The organism is Campylobacter concisus, assembly GCF_902460715.1.
GTDB classification, from domain to species: Bacteria; Campylobacterota; Campylobacteria; order Campylobacterales; family Campylobacteraceae; genus Campylobacter_A; species Campylobacter_A concisus_AK.
In genome coordinates this window covers 375,948-394,328 of record NZ_CABPUX010000001.1, presented here as the reverse complement: position 1 = coordinate 394,328, position 18,381 = coordinate 375,948, and the positions used below count along the sequence as shown (strand labels likewise).

The following is an 18,381-nucleotide window of genomic DNA, read 5'->3' as shown; positions in this document are numbered from 1 at the left end:
GCGATGTTGATAACATGGCCAAGACAATAGTAAGTGAAGTAAGAAAGAATAAATTTTAATCAAACTACTTCATCAATCTTCATAAATTCCAACCTAGTTTAGACTGGGTTGGAATTTTAATATTTTTAAATTTAATTTTTATCCAACTGCTTTAAATTTAATAATCAAAAAGCTTAAACAAAAATGCATGCGGTGCTTTAGCGCAATTGCATGCGTTTTGTGCAATAGAAAGTCAGGCAAATTTTAAAATTTCATGAACGAGTAATTTCGGCTCTGATTTTAGTGGCAAGCTTTGCGAGACCTAAAATCAGTAGTCAATTCTTGCGAGTGAATGGAATTTTAAAATTTGTGCGATAGTAAATTTCTATTCTTTAAAATACAGACTTTATTTTTTAGGTTCTTTTATTCAAAAGGGAGACAAGGGGACTCGAGTTACGAGGCCGTCCCCTTATCCCCCTTTTTAAATCCTCCAAACCCCTCGCACGTTAGAAGTGCATGCGATAGCACTATCGTGCCGCATGCGTTTTGCTATCAAGTAAGTTTTCGCAAATTTTAAAATTTCATGAACGAGTAATTTCGGCTCTAAAATTTGAGCTAAGCTGCAAGCGAAGCCAAATTTTAGTAGTCAATTCTTAGGAGTGAGTGAAAGTTTAAAATTTAATGAAAACTTTTGAAGGTCAAATTTAAATTTTTAGCTATTTATGCTTTGCTTCGTGCTCTAGTAGCCAAATTTTAGTTGGCAGGCCTTCGCCGCCTGAGTAGCCACCAAGGCCGCTGTGAGAGAGCACTCTGTGGCAGGGGATAATGATAGGCACTGGGTTTTTGGCATTTGCAGATCCAGCTGCTCGGTAAGCGTTTTTATGACCTGCAGCAAGTGCAAGAGCTGCGTATGTGGTCGTTTCGCCGTATGGCACTTTTTGTAAAACGTCATAAATTTTAGCTCTAAATTTGGTCGTTTTTACATCAAGTCTAACGCTAAATTTTTTAAGCTCTCCGTTAAAATAAGCCTCTAGTTCATCTAAACAAAGCTTTAAATTTTCATCTTTTACCGCTACTTTTTCAAATTTATCTACAAAATTTATCTCACAAATTCCATTTTCATTAGCGACGATCTCTAAAATTCCAATGGGCGATTTTAGGTAGGCTTTTGACACATTTGCTCCTTGAAATTTGAAATTTTGGGCAAATTTTACTTTAGATTGTTTTGCTTTTTGATAAAATGCAAGCAAAATCAGCGGTTTTGGACTAAAAACGAGCAAAATCACAAAGGAAATTTATGAGCTTTTTTACCGACTACGAAAAACACGTGAGTGAGCGAGAAAAAGAGGGCGTGCCACCGCTTGCGCTAAATGCCAAGCAAACAAGCGAAATTTGCGAGCTAATGAGACTTGCTGGCAACTCTAGTGGCGATGAAAAGGCGCAAAACGATCTAAAATTTCTTATAAATTTACTCGCAAATCGCGTAAATCCAGGTGTTGATGATGCGGCAAAGATAAAGGCAGAATTTCTTGGCGAGGTGATAGATGGGCTTAAAATAGACGGGCTTGATGCAGTTCGTGCCATTAAAATCTTAGGCAAGATGCTTGGCGGTTACAACGTAGAAATTTTGGTGCGAGCGCTTAAAAATAGCGATGAAACTATCGCGCAAGCTGCGGCAAATGAGTTAAAAAACATCATTTTGGTGCATGAGCATTTTGACGAGATCGCAAAGCTAGCCAATAGCAATAAATTTGCAAAAGAGGTGCTTCTTTCTTGGGCAAACGCTGAGTGGTTTGCGCACAAAAAGCCGCTTGATGAGTGCATAAAGGCAGTGGTTTTTAAGGTGCCTGGCGAGACAAATACTGATGATCTAAGCCCTGCAAGCGAAGCCTACACAAGGGCTGACATATCGCTTCATGCAAAGGCGATGCTCGTTAAAAAGATGCCTGAGGGGCTAGAAATCCTAAAAGAGCTAAAAAGCCTTGGCAAGAGCGTGGCGTATGTTGGCGACGTGGTCGGCACTGGCAGCAGTAGAAAGAGCGGTATAAACTCTATCCAGTGGCATCTTGGCGATGAGATAGAGGGCGTGCCAAACAAAAAAACGGGTGGCATCGTGATCGGCACAACCATAGCTCCGATATTTTTTAACACCGCTGAAGATAGTGGCGCACTGCCGATAGTTGCAAACGTAAATGAGCTAGAAATGGGCGATGAGATAGAGATTTATCCATTTAAAGGCGAAATTTATAAGCTTGCAGGCAGCGAGAAAAAGCTCGTGGCAAATTTTAAACTTAGCCCAAACACCCTAAGCGACGAGATAAGAGCAGGCGGCAGGATACCTTTGATGATAGGTAGGCAAGTGACCAAAAAGGCTAGAGAGGCCTTGGGACTTGGCGAGGAGCAAATTTTCATAAAGCCAGATCAGCCAAAAGAGCTAGGCGGTGGCTATACACTCGCTCAAAAGATGGTCGGCAAGGCTTGCGGCAAGGCTGGCGTGAGAGCTGGGGCATACGTGGAGCCTGAAATTTTGACCGTTGGCTCGCAAGATACCACTGGGCCCATGACTAGAGATGAGATAAAAGAGCTTGCTAGCCTTAGTTTTGGGGCGGATTTTGTCTTGCAAAGCTTTTGCCACACGGCTGCTTATCCAAAGCCAAGCGACCTTGAGATGCAAAAGAGCCTACCTAAATTTATGACGCTTCGTGGTGGAGTTAGCTTAAAACCAGGTGATGGAGTCATCCACTCGTGGCTAAACCGCATGGTCTTGCCTGACACGGTGGGCACTGGAGGCGATAGTCACACGAGATTTCCTATTGGTATCAGCTTTCCAGCAGGCAGTGGCCTAGTGGCGTTTGCAGCGGTGCTTGGCATGATGCCACTAAATATGCCAGAGTCAGTTTTGATCAAATTTAAAGGCGAGCTAAAAGAGGGCGTGACGCTTCGTGATCTTGTCAATGCGATACCTTATTTTGCTATCAAAAAAGGGCTTTTAAGCGTTGAGAAGAAAGATAAAAAGAACATTTTTGCGGGCAAAATTTTAGAGATAGAAGGGCTTGAGAGCCTAAAAGTGGAGCAGGCATTTGAGCTAAGTGACGCTTCGGCTGAGCGCTCGGCGGCGGCTTGTGTGGTAAATTTAAGCGAGGCTAGCGTCACTGAGTACGTTCGCTCAAACGTTGCGCTAATTGAAGCTATGATAAAAGCAGGATATGAGAGCCACGAAACGCTTGCGAGGCGAAAAGAGAAGATGCAAAAGTGGCTAGAAAACCCAACTCTTTTAAGAGCCGATAAGGACGCAAGATACGCTGAAATTTTAGAGATTGATTTGTCGCAGATAGATGAGCCGATTTTGGCCTGTCCAAACGACCCAGACGACGTGGCGACGCTAAGTGAAATTTTAGCTGATAGCAAAAGAGCGCACGATATCGACGAGGTCTTTGTGGGTAGCTGTATGACAAATATCGGCCACTATAGGGCGCTTGCTAGGATATTAGAGCGTGAGAGCAAGCTTACTACTAGGCTTTGGATCGCGCCGCCAACTAAAATGGATAAAAAGACGCTTGAAGATGAGGGCGTTTATGAGATATTTAAGAGGTTAAATGCTAGGACAGAGGTGCCAGGCTGCTCGCTTTGCATGGGTAATCAAGCAAGAGTAAATGACAATGCCGTTGTTTTTTCGACATCGACAAGAAATTTTGACAACAGAATGGGTATGGGCGCAAAGGTCTATCTAGGAAGTGCCGAGCTGGCCGCTGTATGCGCGCTACTAAGGCGTTTGCCAAGCGTTAGTGAGTATAAAAAGATAGTAAGAGATAGTCTTAGTTTAAACAAAGATCAAATTTATAAATACCTAAATTTTAATGAAATAAGCGAGTTTAGTATATAAATTTGTTACAATATCGCGAAATTTTAAGGAGCTTTGATGAAAAAAGTAGCTTTTTTTCTCTTTTTTAGCAGTTTTCTTTTTGTAAATTTGCATGCATTAGAGTGCAGTGACCTTGCTAAAAAAGAGAGCTTTAAAACTACTCCAAACGAGCTTGCTTATGCGAATGAAGGGCTATTTTATTGCGATGGCTCGCTTTTAAATTTAAAAGAGGTAAAAGAGCTTTTTGATGCGAGTGTGGCTGTGAGGAGCGAGTCTCAAAGCTGCGTTGGCGAGGGCGTTTATAGAGAAAATTTAAATAAATTTAGATGGATCTTGCTAAAAGCCTCGTTTGCTCCTGAAATCTACCAAAAAGAGCTTGCAAAGCCAGAAGCGGCTGAGGCTCAAAAAGACGCTCAGATGGAGTACTTTAGATACTGGGCGAATGAGAGCTTGTTTAACTTTTTAAAATATAAAAAATTCAGCGAAGCTTATAAAAACGCTCAAACTCCGCTGGTTAAATTTTATGAAGCTTTGGGCGTTGATAGTGCAAGTGCCGCTTACTACGCAACTAGCGTGATAAATGAGTTTTTAAGCTTTAGTGTCGGCAAAAATGTAAATAAAGCTAAAATTTTAACCCCAGAACAAAAGGTGATGGCTCAAAAGCTAAGTCAAGACGAGCTTGCAAATTTGCTTTATTCTAAAAATTTCACCACCGCAGAACTTACAAATTTACTTGATATAGCGCTATTAAATGACAAAAGTAGCGAGATGATAGAAGAGATCATCAGGCGCGGGGCTGACGTAAATTTAGGCGATGAGACGCCGCTATTTTTTGCTCTTAAAAATTTAGAAAATGTAAAAATTTTACTTAAAAATAGAGCTGATGTAAATCACAAAAATTTCTTTGGAAAAAGTGCGCTTTTTTACGCTGTGCAGTTTGATGACAGGGCGCTTTGCGAGCTTTTACTAAAGAGCGGGGCAAATGCGAACGAGAGCTACATAGATGAAAATACCAAGATGAATATGATAAATTTTGGTCAAGCGCAGGTTGAAGATACGTGCGGCCTAGAGCATACAAATAGAAGCGTTTTTATGCACGCAGCAGCTCACGCAACGCCTGAAATTTTAAAGCTTTTGATAGATAGCGGCGCTGATATGAACGCAACTGATGATGCGGGATTTAACGCGCTTGACTACGCCTTGAAAGAGCAAAACGAGAATACGATCAAATTTTTAGAAAATTTGGGTTTAAAACCAAATTTCAATTAGGAAAAACCATGAAAAAAACAGCTTTTGTGACAGGTGCGACATCTGGCTTTGGCGAGGCGATCGCTAGAAGACTCTCAAAAGAGGGCTACAAGATAGTCGCTCTTGCAAGGCGCGAAGATAGGCTAAAAAAGCTAGCAAATGAGCTTGGCGATACTCACATCATCGTAGCTGACATACGTGATAAAAAGGCTGTTTTTGACGCAGTTGATAGCTTGCCTGATAAATTTAAGGATATCGAAGTGCTTGTAAACAACGCTGGCATGGCGCTTGGACTTGAAAAGACGATAGATGCGAAGGTGGAGGACTTTGAGGCGATGATAGATACAAACGTAAAGGGTCTTATCTACTCTACAAAGGCTGTTTTACCGCTACTTTACAAGCAAGAAAAGGGCTATATCTTTAATCTAGGCTCAACAGCTGGCTCGTGGCCATATCCTGGAAGTAACGTTTATGGCGCTACAAAGGCCTTTGTAAAGCAGTTTAGTCTAAATTTAAGAAACGATCTAGTTGGCACAAATATCAGGGTGACAAACATCGAGCCAGGGCTTTGCAAGACTGAATTTAGCGAGGTTAGATTTAGAGGAGATAAGGCAAAGGCGGATAGTCTTTATGAAAATACAAATTTCATCACGTCTGAGGATATCGCGACTATTTTGCTTAACTGCCTAAATATGCCTGGGAGTGTCAATATAAACAGGGTCGAAGTCATGGCGAACACGCAGACTTGGGCTGGACTTGCGATAGAAAAATTTTAAGGAGTTCTTGTGAGACAAATTTTATTATTACTATTTTTTAGTGTCGCGCTTTTTGGAGTTGATCCAGAAGTCGCCAAAAGAAACGCACAAATTTACGGCGTTTTCACGCTTATACCGCCTGTTGTGGCAATAGCACTTGCTTTTATCACAAAAGACGTTATATTGTCGCTATTTATCGGTGTTTTTAGCGGAACGTTTCTCATAAATATCATCAATGAAAACGTCTTTATGGGCATCGTAAAAGGCTTTACAGGCATCGTTTCAAGAGTGGTTGAGTCGATGGCTGATAGCACTGATGCTGGCATCTTGCTTCAAGTGCTTTGTATAGGTGGCGTGGTCGCACTTATCACAAAGATGGGCGGCACAAAGGCGGTTGCTCTTTGGCTTAGCAAAAAGGCAAAAACTGGCGTCTCAGCTCAAATTTCAACTTGGCTTATGGGTATCTTTGTATTTTTCGATGACTATGCAAACGCCCTAATTGTTGGCCCTATCATGAGGCCAATAAGCGATAAATTTAAAATAAGCCGCGAAAAGCTAGCCTTCATCATCGACGCTACGGCTGCACCGATCGCTGGTATCGCTATCATCTCTACATGGGTCGGACTTGAGGTTTCGCTCATCGAAAAGGGCTACGAGCTAATCGGCGAGACAGGCATAAACGCTTATTCTATATTTATCGAGACCATTCCATATAGATTTTACAACCTTTTTATATTGTTTTTCATCGTCTGCACTGTCTTGATGCAGCGTGAGTATGGTCCTATGCTAGCAGCTGAGAGACGCGCTAGAAAGGGCGAGCTTCACTCTGGCAAAACTCAAATTCAAGACCTTGAAGATAAGACTCTTGAGCCAAAAGAGGGCGTAAAACTAAGCGCTTCAAATGCTATCGTGCCGCTTCTTGTGCTAGTTATCGGCGCATTTACTAGCTTTTATTTTAGTGGTCTTGCTGCGCTTGAGGGCGATACTCTTAAAAATGCACTTGCAAATCCACTTTCTTTTTCAACATTTAAAGATACTTTTGGCGCAGCTGACTCTGCTACATCGCTATTTCAAGCAGCGCTACTTGCTAGTATAGTAGCTATCGTCATGGGCGTTTGGCGCAAAATTTTTGATGTCAAAGAGGCTATTAGCACATGGGTGAAGGGCTGGAAAACTATGATTATCACGGTTGTCATCTTGCTTCTTGCATGGAGCCTTAGCGCGGTTATCAAAGAGCTTGGCACCTCAAGATATTTGGTCGATCTACTAAGTGACTCAACGCCTAAATTTATCCTGCCTGTGGCTGTTTTCATCCTTGGCTCATTTATCAGCTTCTCAACTGGCACAAGCTACGGCACGATGGGCATTTTGATGCCTCTTGCTATCCCGCTAGCTTACGCAGTGGGCAAAAACTACGGCTTAGATGGCGATGCGATGCATGCTTATATGATCGTAAATATCTCAAGCGTTCTAACTGGCGCTATCTTTGGTGATCACTGCTCGCCGATCTCTGATACTACGATACTTTCATCAATGGGCGCAGGATGTAGCCACATCGATCACGTCTCAACGCAGATGATCTACGCACTTAGCGTTTGTGCGGTTTGTGTGCTTGTTGGCTACTTGCCTGTCGCACTTGGTCTTAGCGTTTGGATCGCACTTCCTTGCGGATTTTTAGCGATCTGGGCTTTGGTTAGATTTGCCGGTAAAAAAGTCGAAGAGAAAGCGGCATAAATTTGGACTGCAAATACCTAAAAGAGTGCGGATCATGCACTCTTTTTACCCCTTATAGTGAGCAAATTTCATTTAAATCTGATCTTATCAAGCAAAATTTCTCCCACTTTTATGAGGGCAAATTTGATGTTTTTAGCTCAAGCCCAAAGCACTACCGCACGAGGGCTGAGTTTGGCATCTGGCACGAGGGTAGCAAGCTTAGCTATACGATGCACGCAAGCCAAAAGGGCAAAAAGGTCTTTGTAGCTGAGTGCCCAAAGGTTTGTGAGCAAATTTCACATCTCATGCCAAGGCTACTTGAGAGCTTGCAAGATGATGAAATTTTACGCACAAAGCTCTTTGGAGTGGAGTTTATCGCCTGTAAAAGCGGCACATTAGTCACGCTTCTTTATCACAAAAAGCTTGATAGTGAGTTTGAAGTGGCGATGAAAAAACTAGCTAGCAAGCTTTATGTCATGATCCTAGCTAGATCTCGCGGTCAAAAGCTGCTAAGTGGCGAGCTAAATTTAGTTGATGAGCTAAATGTTGATGGGCAAATTTATAAATTTAGCCTAAGTGAAAATGCCTTTATCCAGCCAAATAAAGCGGTAAATGAGAAGATGATAGCTTGGGCAAAAGAGTGCGTGCAAAGTGGCGCTGACCTACTGGAGCTTTACTGCGGACATGGGAATTTTACTATCCCGCTTTCGTTTAAATTTAAAAACGTTCTTGCCACTGAAATTTCAAAAAGCTCGATCGCAAATGCCCTTAAAAACTGCGAGCTAAACGGGGCAGAAAATATCAAATTTTTACGCATGGACGCTGATGAGCTAATGAGTGCATTTGCTGGTGTTAGGGAGTTTAATAGGCTAAAAGATATAAGCTTAAGCGACTTTAACTTCTCACATGTCCTTGTTGATCCGCCTCGCGCTGGGCTAAGTGAGAGTGTCATAAATTTCATTAGAAATTTCAAAAACATCATCTACATCTCGTGCAATCCAGAGACATTACAAGAAAATCTAAATGAGCTTACTAAAAGCCATAAAGTGATAAAATTTGCGCTCTTTGATCAGTTTGCCAACACTCATCACATCGAGTGTGGCGTGTTACTAGAGGCAAAAGATAAATTTTAAAAGGAAAATTTAAAAAATGGTTTCATTAAACAAAATAATCCAAGCAAAGATAACGATCGGTCACTTTGTAAATAAAACTCCGTTTGCGCTAAGTGCAAAACTTAGCAAAATTTTAGGCGCAAATGTCTATCTGAAAGAGGAAAATTTACAACGAACCGGTGCTTACAAGATAAGAGGCGCTTACAATAAAATAGCTAGCCTAAGCGAGGAGGAGCGAAAACGTGGCGTCGTGGCTGCAAGCGCTGGCAATCACGCTCAAGGCGTGGCGATAAGTGCAAAAGAATTTGGCGTGCATGCTTGCATCGTCATGCCAGAATCAACCCCACTTCTAAAGGTAGCTGGCACAAAGGATCTTGGCGCTGAAGTGATCTTAAAAGGTGATAACTTTGATGAGGCGTATGAATTTGCAGTAAATTACGCCAAAGAAAAAGATATGACCTTTGTTCATCCATTTAACGATGAGTACGTCATGGCAGGGCAGGGCACTGTGGGTCTTGAGATGCTTGATGAGATAAGCGACCTTGATATGGTTGTAGTGCCAGTTGGTGGTGGTGGTCTAGCTAGCGGCGTGGCAAGCTGTATAAAACAAGTTAATCCAAAAACTAAAGTCGTTTGTGTCGGCGCAAAGGGCGCTCCAGCGATGTTTAACAGCTACGGCGCTAAAAAGAGCATAAACTCAAAGTCGGTTCGCACCATAGCTGATGGCATCGCTGTGCGTGATGCGAGCGAGATCACGCTTAAAAATATCGTTGAGTGCGTGGATGAGTTTGTTCAGGTCGATGATGAGGAGATCGCAACTGCGATTTTATTTTTATTGGAGACGCAAAAGATCGTCGTTGAGGGAGCTGGCGCAGCTGGCGTGGCAGCACTTATGCATGATAAGATCAAATTTAAAAAAGGTGCAAAGATAGGCGTGGTGCTAAGTGGCGGAAATATCGATGTTCAGGTGCTTTCTATCATCATTGAAAAGGGTCTTATCAAGTCTCACCGCAAGATGACCTTGCAAATCACACTTGTAGATAAGCCAGGAGCGCTAATGAGCCTAACTGATAGCCTTAAATCAGCAAATGCAAATATCGTCAAGATCGACTACGACCGCTTCTCTACTAAGCTTGACTACGGCGATGCAAGCATCACTATCACGCTTGAGACAAAGGGTCTTGAGCATCAAGAAAAGATCAAAGATACGCTTAATAAAAACGGCTTTTCTTTCACTCAACTATTCTAAATTTATAAGCTCGCTACCTTTTAAAGTAGCGAGCATTAACTTTCATTAAATTTACAGGACTAAAATTTCGCAAATTTATTCAAGGATGGGATATGAAAAAGAGTTTATTAAGTCTTGCGTTGTTTTGCACTTTGGCTTTTTGTGCCGATGATGAGGCGGTTAGCAAACAAAACGATCAAGTATGGATAGGATCTATGGGTGGATGCAATCTTTATGTATTTTCACTAAAGACGACTGACGCGCCAGTAGATAAGCTAATAGCCAAAGATGAGGCACAAAAAGAGCTTGTGGCAAATACTAAAAATTTACCAAATAAACACAACGTAATGTTTGCAAAGTGCGATGACTACACAGCGCTCATAGATAGCGGCTATGAAGATAGCTTGGAGGTTTTAAAGTATGATCTGCAAACTTTTGGCAATATAAAGCCAGAGGATCTAACCTACGTCATCATCACGCACGCTCATCCTGATCACATAGGTGGGCTCATAGATGGTGGCAAAAAGACATTTAAAAACGCCAAGCTTTTTATAGATGAAAAGGAGTGGGACTACTGGATGAAGGGCAAAGATGAGAGGATAAAAGAAATTTTATCGCTTTATAAGGATGATAAGAGTTTTTTTGACCATAAAAAGCCGCTATTTAACGGGGCACTAAAGATCATGGCTATCCCAGCTTACGGCCACACTCCAGGGCACAACATGATAAGCTTTGAGGCAGATAACGACAAGATCATATTTATAGCCGACCTTCTTCACGTCCTAGCAGTGCAAGAGGTCGAGCCAAGCATATCTATCACTTATGATGTAGATCCAGCGCAAGCTGCCAAAACAAGAGAAAAGGTGCTTGATGGCTTGGAGGACGAGACTACTAAGATAGTGGGAGCTCACATGCCTTATAAGAGCCCTATCACCTTGCCAGAGTGATAAATTTCTTTTGCTTTACAAATTTAGGATAAAATGCGGGCTTTAAAGGAGAAAATATGAGCGAATACGCAAATTTGATATTAGCTATCTTGCTAGCTATTTTGGCATTTGCATTTTATAGGTCAAACAAGGCGCTAAAAAAGGCAAAAGACGATAGCGAAAATGTCTCAGTAAGCACTGAAATTTCGCAGCTAAAAAGCATCGGCGAACTATCTGTTTTTCAAGTTTATAGCAAAGAGATCGTCACAAAGACAGATCATGCGTTTGGAAATTTTGGCAAAGAGTATCTAAGGTGGCTAGTGAGTGAAAAGAAGCTTTCGATGATATTTGAGTTTGAGATAAATTTCATCTACGATCTAACTAGCCCAAAGCTCGAGATCATGCAGATCGCAAACTCTAGCTATAAGATAAAAATGCCCCCATGTAAGTATAAATTTTCAATCGCAGATATGAAATTTTATGATGAGAAAAACGGCAAATTTATACCATTTTTACTGCCTGACTCGCTAAATGGCTTTTTTGGTAGCACTTTTACAGAAGAAGATAAAAATAGGCTAATCGAAGAGGCTAGAAACGAAGTGAAAAAGATGAGCGTTCGCCTTATCTCGCAGCTTCAAAGCAAAATCCACAAATCAGCTCGCGACACGCTTGAGGCGATAGCTAAGAGCTTTGGTGCAAATAAGGTCGAGTTTGTCTTTGATGATAGCGACGAGCAGATCAACGAGCAATTAAATTTAGAAAATATCGCATAAAAATTAAATTTAAAGGAGAAAAAATGAGTGTAAATTCACAAGAGGTCACACAAACACCTGGTAACAACACAGTCTTTCAAACATGGGTCTTAAAAGGCGACAAAAAGGCATGTAAAGAGGGCTTTGCTAAGCTTTGTGCTTTGGTTGTAAATTTAAATAAAACTGCCAAAGTTAGATTTGGCGCAAATGAAAATGTAAATTGCGTCCTTGGCGTGGGTCATGATGCTTGGAAAAAGCTTGAAATTTCGAAAGAATTGCCAAAAGAGCTTGTAAATTTTAAAGCGATCAAAGGCGATAAACATGAAGCCGTTAGCACAAAGGGCGATATCCACATCCATATCCGCGCGCTAAATGCGGCTGACTGCTTTGACATGGCGCAAAATATCAAAGAAGTTTTGTTTAAATTTGCAGAGCTTACAGATGAGACTCAAGGCTTTAAGTACCACGACGGCAGAGCGATAATTGGCTTTGTCGATGGCACTGAAAATCCTGATGGTGAAGATAGAGACCACTTTGCAAAAGTTGGCAAAGAGGATGCTAAATTTAAAGGCGGTAGCTACGTTTTTGTGCAAAAATACTTCCATAAAATGCAAGAGTGGAACGCCACAAGCGTGAGCGAGCAGGAAAAAGTTATAGGCCGCTCAAAAGAGTATGACATTGAGATGGACGAGAGCGTAAAACCTACAAATTCACACTCAGCTGCTGCAAATGTAGGCGACGATAAAAAGGTCGTGCGTGGCAATATGCCATTTACTGAAGGTAGCAAAACAGGCACTTACTTCATCGCTTATGCTAGCACCTTTTCAACGGTTGAACTTATGCTTAAAAAGATGTTTATCGGCGAGCCAAAAGGCAACTCAGATAGGCTGCTTGACTTTAGTACGCCAGTGACTGGGGCTCTCTTTTTTGCTCCTACGCTTGATATGCTTGGCGATTACGAGGGATAAATTTAGCTTGTGGCGAAGCAAATTTGCCCCTTTAAATTTAAGAGGATAAAGATGCCAGAGTGGTTTATCTATGCAGCTCTTTCGGCTGTTTTTGCTGCGCTTACTGCGATCTTTGCAAAGCTTGGTGTAAAGGACATCGACAGCGATTTTGCGACATTTATAAGAACGGTCGTTGTCGTTTTTATGCTTATTTTACTTCTAAGCGTGGCTAAAAAATGGCAACCACTAAGCTCACTAAGCCCTAAAAACTGGCTCTTTCTCATACTAAGTGGCATGGCAACTGGGCTATCTTGGCTTATGTATTTTAAAGCGATGCAAGCGGGTAAGGTCTATCAAGTGGCACTAGTTGATAAATTTAGCGTTGTGCTAGCTATCATTTTGGCTGTTATATTTCTTGGTGAGAGGCTAAATTTAAAAGAAATTTTAGCCCTCTGTCTTATCGTATCTGGCGTGTTTCTACTCATTTTTAAATAAATTTTTCTGCGTTATTCTTAAAGCATATTTTTAATTTTAATTTATAATTAATAAAAAAGCCCCTAGAATTTGAACGATTTCATTTTGAAGGGAGAAATATGAAAAAAATTATTCTATCAGCCATCGTGGCTTGTGCTGCATTTGGTGCAGGTATGAACTACACAGATGTCGTAAAGGACGTATATGCTGACGCAAACTCAGCTAAGAGCATAGGCAGGCTGCTACCAACCAACGCAGTTGAAATTTTACAAACAAGCGGCGACAGAGCGCAGATCAAAGTAAAAGGCTATCAAAACCCAGCCGTTAGCAACGTAGTTTATTTTGCTGATGGAGCGAGGATCATCTCAGTAGCATTTGCAAAAACTGCGCCTTTTGATATCAAAGTGATAAAAGAGGGCAAAAACGGCAAATGGAACGAGGTAGAAACAACAGTTTTTGTTCAAAAAGATGGCTTTAGCACTGACGTAAATGCGATGTTTGCAAAAGCTGATAAGATGTATAAAGAGAGCTGTGGCGTTTGCCATGCGTTGCCTCAAACTACGCATTTTAACGCAAACCAGTGGCCGTCACTTCTAAAATCAATGATCGGCAGAACCGCGATAGAGAAAAAAGACGAGTGGCTAGTTATAGAATATCTACAAAAACACTCATCTGACGTAAATTTAGGCAAATAAGGAGAAAAAATGAACGAGAACAGACGAGATTTTCTAAAAAAAGGTGCAACAGCACTTGCAGCTACACCTTTGCTTTCAGGCGTAACAGCTTCAAATTTGTTTGCTGATGAGGTTAAAAAGGGCGTTGTAAAAAATGGCGAAACTCTTACAGCTGCTCACTGGGGCATGCTAAAAGTGACAACTAAAAACGGCATCGCTGTAAAGTCAGAGCCTATCCAAAAGACAAGTGAAATTTACAACCCACTTCAGCACTACACACCAGATATGATCTATAAAAGTCGTATCAAACACACAATGGTAAGAAAGAGCTACTTGCAAAACCCAGATAGCCCAAAACCAGAGCTTCGTGGCATCGATGAGTGGGTCGAGGTGCCTTATGAGGACGCGATCAAGCTAGTTGCTAAAGAGCTTAAAAAAACAAGAGCGCAAAAGGGCTTACAAAGCGTTTTTGCAGGTAGCTACGGCTGGAAGTCAAGTGGCAATGTGCATAACTCAATAATTTTACTTCATAGATTTATGAACCTTAGTGGCGGTTTTGTTGGCTCACTTGGCGACTACTCAACAGGTGCTAGTCAGATCATCATGCCTCACGTTGTAGGTAGCATCGAGGTTTATGAGCAGCAAACTAGCTGGCCAGTCGTGCTAGAAAACTCAAAAGTCGTAGTCATCTGGGGCGCAAACCCACTAGCTACTCTTCGCATAGCTTGGACAGCGACTGATGAGCAGGGCTTTAAATACTTTGAAGAGCTAAAAAATAAAAAAGATATCAAAGTGATCGTTATCGATCCTATCAGATCTGAAACAGCACAATACTTCGACAAAGCTCAGTGGATCGCTCCAGTGCCAAACACCGACACAGCGATGATGCTAGGCATGATGCACTACCTATATGAAAGTGGCAAATACGATAAAGAATTTATCGAAAACTACACTTATGGCTTTGATAAATTCCTCCCATATCTACTTGGCAAGACAGACAACACTCCTAAAAATTTAGAGTGGGCGAGTAAAATTTGTGGCATCGACAAAGGTACTTTAAAAGAGCTAGCTGATACATTTGTAAGCAACCGAACAATGCTAATGAGTGGCTGGGGCATGCAGCGCGCTCACCACGGCGAACAACCACACTGGGCTATGGTAACGCTAGCTGCTATGATCGGTCAGATCGGACTTCCTGGCGGGGGCTTTGGCTTAAGCTACCACTACTCAAACGGCGGCGCACCAACATGCAAGGGCGCAGTCATCGGCGGAGTAAATAGCGCAAGTGTGGGTAAATTTAACGAAAAAGGCGAGTTTATAGGCACAGACACAGGCGAGTTTGACAAACACGGTCGCTTCGTTGCAAAAGCAGCCGCAGTAGCAGGCACAGGTCAAAGCTGGCTACAAAAAGCAACCAACTACGCTTTCCCAGTAGCTCGTATCGCTGATGCGTTGCTTCACCCTGGCAAAGTGATAGATCATGACGGCAAAAAGATCACCTACCCAGACATCGACTTTATCTACTGGGTCGGCGGCAACCCACTAGTGCATCACCAAGATACTAATACAAATTTAAAAGCGTGGAGAAAGCCAAGAACGGTTGTCGTTCACGAAGCCTACTGGACACCGACAGCTAAAATGGCTGATATAGTATTCCCAGTCACCACAGAGTATGAGAGAAACGACATCACGATGACAGGTGATTATTCAAACATGAACATCGTACCAATGAAACAAGTCGTTGAAAAATACCGCGAAGCGAAAGATGACTATCAAATTTTCACTGACCTTTGCAAGGCTTATGCTAAAAATTTAGCTATCGCCTACACAGATAACGGCAAAGACGAGTTTGACTGGATCAAAGAATTTTATGACGCAGCCTACGCTCAAGTAAAGGCCGTCCCTGAGCTCGCAAGCGATATGAAGCCATTTGAAGAGTTTTGGAATGAAAACAAACCAGTCACATTTGCCTCATCTCAAGATAGTGATAATTGGGTAAGACTTGGCGAATTTAGAGAAGATCCTGTGCTAAACGCTCTTGGAACGCCTAGTGGCCTTATCGAAATTTACTCAGATACGATCGAGAAAATGGGCTATGACGACTGCAAAGCGCATCCAACTTGGTTTGAACCGATCGAGTGGCTAGGCATGAAAGACAAACCAGCAAAATACCACATGATAAGCGCTCACCCAACTGACCGCTTGCACTCACAGCTAAGCCAAACTTCACTTCGTGACAAGTATGCTATCGCTAACCGCGAGCCAGTGTGGATAAACGAAAATGACGCAAAAGAGCTTGGCGTAAAAACTGGTGATTTGGTGTGTGTATTTAACGCTCGTGGCGAGGTTTTAGCTGGTGCTTATGTCACCAAAAACATCAAAGAGGGCGTTGTAAAACTAGCTGAGGGCGCTTGGTATGACGGATTTGATAGTGGCATCTGCAAAAACGGCTCTGCAAACGTGCTAACCATAGATATCCCAACAAGTAAGCTAGCAAACGGCAACATCAGCCACACGGCTCTTGTAAATATCAGAAAATATCAAGGCGATGAAGCACCAAAACTTACAGCGTTTTCTGAGCCAAAATTTTCTAAATAATTTCAAAGCAGGAGAGTGATCTCCTGCTTAAATTTATCTTTGCTTATAAAATATCTTTAACTACTTTTTCAAATTTATTTAATTATTGTCATAAATTTAAGAGAAAATTTGAATAATTTTTATTAATTTACATTATTTATTTGTAATTAAAATTTTCTTAAATCACCTAAAATAGGGCATTTGCTAATTAAAGTAAATTTATTGTTGCTTAAATGTAATTTATATTTTCAAGTTATATTTAATTATTAAAGTAATAAAATCCGCTTCGTTTTTGGGAGAAACAGCCAATATAACGTATCTTGTAATGCAAAGGAATGAAAAATGAATAATCTAAGTATAAAAATAAAGATCCTACTAATTGTAATTTTAAGTCTTATTTGTTTAAGTGCAACAAGTATTTATATTTTAAATGGCGTTTTTAAGACTAGAAGCCAAGCTGTATCAAGCCTGAATACAGCTGAAGACATCATAAAACAAAGTGAATTTATCCATGAACTTCAAAAAGAGCGCGGTTATAGTGCAGGCTTTATAGCTAATGGCAAAGACTCTGATAAAAATTTAAAAGAGCAAAGAGCTAAAGTTGATGGCGTTTTGTCTAAACTTTCTAATAAAAATGAACTTTCAAGCGAGCTTAATAGCATAAGAGCAAAAGTAGATAACAAAGAAAGTTTTGCTCTCATAGCTCCTAAATTTCACGATATGATCGAAAATACACTTATATTTGAAAATTCCCTCGCAAGCAGTTCTGAGCCTGATATGAAAGATAACTTGGCTAGAATTTTTAGCATCTCAAAGATCAAAGAGTATTTTGGTATCACAAGGGCGGTGCTAAATGCTGCCTTTATAAAACATAACATCGATAAAAATACATACGTAAATTTGGTTTCATTTAACGCAAATATCAAAAATCTCATAAATGACTATGTGAAATTTAACGCAGGCACATACGCAGATAGCTTGCAAAAAGAGATCTTGCAAAGTGATGAGTTTCAAAAGATAGATGATATCATCAAAAGTGCTATCGCTACTCCAGATGAGACAGCTAGCAAGTTCGAAGCGGCTAGCTGGTTTCAAAGCATTACAAATTTGATCGATAGCTTTAGAAACTATGAGCTTTATTTGTTAAATGATATGAAAGATAAAGCTTTGCAAGATATGAGCGAAGCTGGCAACTTAGCTGTTTCTATGGTTATTTTGCTTGCCTGTTTTATACTATTGCTTGTTTTGGTTTCATTTTTTGTCGGTAAAAATATCATCTCGGGTATCGATAGCGTAAAGGGCGGGCTTGGCGAGTTTTTCTTATATCTAAACAACAAGACAAATTCTGCTAAACTTCTAAGTTTAAAAGGTAAAGATGAAATTTGCATCATGTCGTCGCTTATAAATGAAAATATAGAGGTTATCCAGACGGCAAAAGAGCACGAAAACACCTTCATCCAAAAAGCCAACACCTTTGTAAATGAGATAAAAGATGGCAACTATGAAGCAAGCTTAGAAGCAGACACAAATAACCCAGCTCTAAATCAACTAAAAAGCACATTTAAAGATCTACAACTTGCTCTTAAAAATGCAATCTCTTGTAATGGCAAAGATGTACTTGATCTACTAAACACCTATAAAAACCAAGACTTTACAAAAAGACTTGATGATGACGGTAAGATAGCAAGTGGTATAAACTCTCTTGGCATAGAAATATCTAAAATGCTAAATGACAATCTAAACCAAGCTCAAGTACTAGAAGAAAAAGCTAAACTTCTAGCAAGCTCAGTTTCTAAAGTAGCAAGCTCAGCAAACACTCAAGCAAATAGCTTACAAGAAAGCGCAGCTGCAGTTGAACAAATGTCTAGCTCAATGAATGCCATCTCTCAAAAGACAGCTGATGTTATAAGACAAAGTGATGAGATCAAAAACATCATAACTATCATTAGAGATATAGCAGATCAAACAAACCTACTAGCTCTTAATGCTGCAATAGAAGCAGCACGTGCAGGAGAGCATGGTAGAGGGTTTGCAGTTGTTGCTGATGAAGTTAGAAAACTAGCAGAAAGAACTCAAAAATCTCTTGGTGAGATAGAAGCAAATACAAATGTCCTAGCTCAATCAATAAATGAGA

The 18,381-nt window shown here is 40.9% G+C and carries 13 protein-coding genes and 2 pseudogenes; 14 read left to right on the top strand and 1 reads right to left on the bottom strand.

The genetic code is table 11. The features are described from left to right. Positions 1-695 precede the first annotated feature (695 nt). Positions 696-1,154, bottom strand: a complete 459-nt coding sequence (locus F3G91_RS01925; protein ID WP_149700519.1) for a methylated-DNA--[protein]-cysteine S-methyltransferase — start codon at positions 1,152-1,154, stop codon at positions 696-698. A 122-nt stretch (positions 1,155-1,276) separates the two neighbouring features. Between F3G91_RS01925 and F3G91_RS01920 the strand changes: the two genes are divergently transcribed. The 14 genes and pseudogenes from F3G91_RS01920 to F3G91_RS10785 all read left to right on the top strand — a co-directional run. Next, positions 1,277-3,862 (top strand): bifunctional aconitate hydratase 2/2-methylisocitrate dehydratase, encoded by a 2,586-nt coding sequence (locus F3G91_RS01920; RefSeq protein ID WP_149700518.1) that lies wholly within the window; start codon positions 1,277-1,279, stop codon positions 3,860-3,862. A 36-nt stretch (positions 3,863-3,898) separates the two neighbouring features. After that, a complete protein-coding gene (locus F3G91_RS01915; RefSeq protein ID WP_149700517.1) occupies positions 3,899-5,110 on the top strand; it encodes an ankyrin repeat domain-containing protein in 1,212 nt (403 codons plus the stop codon). 8 nt (positions 5,111-5,118) lie between these two features. Continuing rightward, positions 5,119-5,865, top strand: a complete 747-nt coding sequence (locus F3G91_RS01910; protein ID WP_149700516.1) for an SDR family NAD(P)-dependent oxidoreductase — start codon at positions 5,119-5,121, stop codon at positions 5,863-5,865. A gap of 9 nt (positions 5,866-5,874) precedes the next feature. Then, positions 5,875-7,578 (top strand): Na+/H+ antiporter NhaC family protein, encoded by a 1,704-nt coding sequence (locus F3G91_RS01905; RefSeq protein WP_149700515.1) that lies wholly within the window; start codon positions 5,875-5,877, stop codon positions 7,576-7,578. Between the two features lie 2 nt (positions 7,579-7,580). Then, positions 7,581-8,690 (top strand): tRNA (uridine(54)-C5)-methyltransferase TrmA, encoded by a 1,110-nt coding sequence (trmA, locus tag F3G91_RS01900; protein WP_149700514.1) that lies wholly within the window; start codon positions 7,581-7,583, stop codon positions 8,688-8,690. Between the two features lie 16 nt (positions 8,691-8,706). Further along, positions 8,707-9,918, top strand: a complete 1,212-nt coding sequence (gene ilvA, locus F3G91_RS01895; RefSeq protein WP_009293964.1) for a threonine ammonia-lyase — start codon at positions 8,707-8,709, stop codon at positions 9,916-9,918. Positions 9,919-10,010: 92 nt separating this feature from the next. Next, positions 10,011-10,844 (top strand): MBL fold metallo-hydrolase, encoded by an 834-nt coding sequence (locus F3G91_RS01890; protein ID WP_149700513.1) that lies wholly within the window; start codon positions 10,011-10,013, stop codon positions 10,842-10,844. Positions 10,845-10,900: 56 nt separating this feature from the next. Beyond that, positions 10,901-11,596, top strand: a complete 696-nt coding sequence (locus F3G91_RS01885; protein WP_002942821.1) for a DUF4230 domain-containing protein — start codon at positions 10,901-10,903, stop codon at positions 11,594-11,596. A 23-nt stretch (positions 11,597-11,619) separates the two neighbouring features. Beyond that, positions 11,620-12,543 (top strand): Dyp-type peroxidase, encoded by a 924-nt coding sequence (locus tag F3G91_RS01880; RefSeq protein WP_149700512.1) that lies wholly within the window; start codon positions 11,620-11,622, stop codon positions 12,541-12,543. Between the two features lie 51 nt (positions 12,544-12,594). Continuing rightward, positions 12,595-13,017 carry an EamA family transporter gene (locus F3G91_RS01875; protein WP_149700511.1) on the top strand — a complete coding sequence of 141 codons (423 nt, stop codon included), beginning with the start codon at positions 12,595-12,597 and terminating at the stop codon, positions 13,015-13,017. A gap of 98 nt (positions 13,018-13,115) precedes the next feature. Beyond that, positions 13,116-13,691 (top strand): cytochrome c, encoded by a 576-nt coding sequence (locus tag F3G91_RS01870; RefSeq protein ID WP_002942837.1) that lies wholly within the window; start codon positions 13,116-13,118, stop codon positions 13,689-13,691. A gap of 9 nt (positions 13,692-13,700) precedes the next feature. Continuing rightward, positions 13,701-16,268 carry a molybdopterin-dependent oxidoreductase gene (locus tag F3G91_RS01865; RefSeq protein ID WP_149700510.1) on the top strand — a complete coding sequence of 856 codons (2,568 nt, stop codon included), beginning with the start codon at positions 13,701-13,703 and terminating at the stop codon, positions 16,266-16,268. A 321-nt stretch (positions 16,269-16,589) separates the two neighbouring features. Further along, positions 16,590-17,342: pseudogene (locus F3G91_RS10790) on the top strand (nitrate- and nitrite sensing domain-containing protein); the annotation flags it as partial. A gap of 579 nt (positions 17,343-17,921) precedes the next feature. Next, positions 17,922-18,381, top strand: a pseudogene (locus tag F3G91_RS10785) (methyl-accepting chemotaxis protein); the annotation flags it as partial.

Bases quoted from the DNA above. Each gene is read 5' to 3' on its own strand.
- F3G91_RS01890 (WP_149700513.1), top strand. From the start codon at position 10,011: ATGAAAAAGAGTTTATTAAGTCTTGCGTTGTTTTGCACTTTGGCTTTT.
- F3G91_RS01880 (WP_149700512.1), top strand. From the start codon at position 11,620: ATGAGTGTAAATTCACAAGAGGTCACACAAACACCTGGTAACAACACA.
- ilvA (WP_009293964.1), top strand. From the start codon at position 8,707: ATGGTTTCATTAAACAAAATAATCCAAGCAAAGATAACGATCGGTCAC.
- F3G91_RS01915 (WP_149700517.1), top strand. From the start codon at position 3,899: ATGAAAAAAGTAGCTTTTTTTCTCTTTTTTAGCAGTTTTCTTTTTGTA.
- F3G91_RS01875 (WP_149700511.1), top strand. From the start codon at position 12,595: ATGCCAGAGTGGTTTATCTATGCAGCTCTTTCGGCTGTTTTTGCTGCG.
- F3G91_RS01920 (WP_149700518.1), top strand. From the start codon at position 1,277: ATGAGCTTTTTTACCGACTACGAAAAACACGTGAGTGAGCGAGAAAAA.
- F3G91_RS01865 (WP_149700510.1), top strand. From the start codon at position 13,701: ATGAACGAGAACAGACGAGATTTTCTAAAAAAAGGTGCAACAGCACTT.
- F3G91_RS01870 (WP_002942837.1), top strand. From the start codon at position 13,116: ATGAAAAAAATTATTCTATCAGCCATCGTGGCTTGTGCTGCATTTGGT.
- F3G91_RS01885 (WP_002942821.1), top strand. From the start codon at position 10,901: ATGAGCGAATACGCAAATTTGATATTAGCTATCTTGCTAGCTATTTTG.
- F3G91_RS01910 (WP_149700516.1), top strand. From the start codon at position 5,119: ATGAAAAAAACAGCTTTTGTGACAGGTGCGACATCTGGCTTTGGCGAG.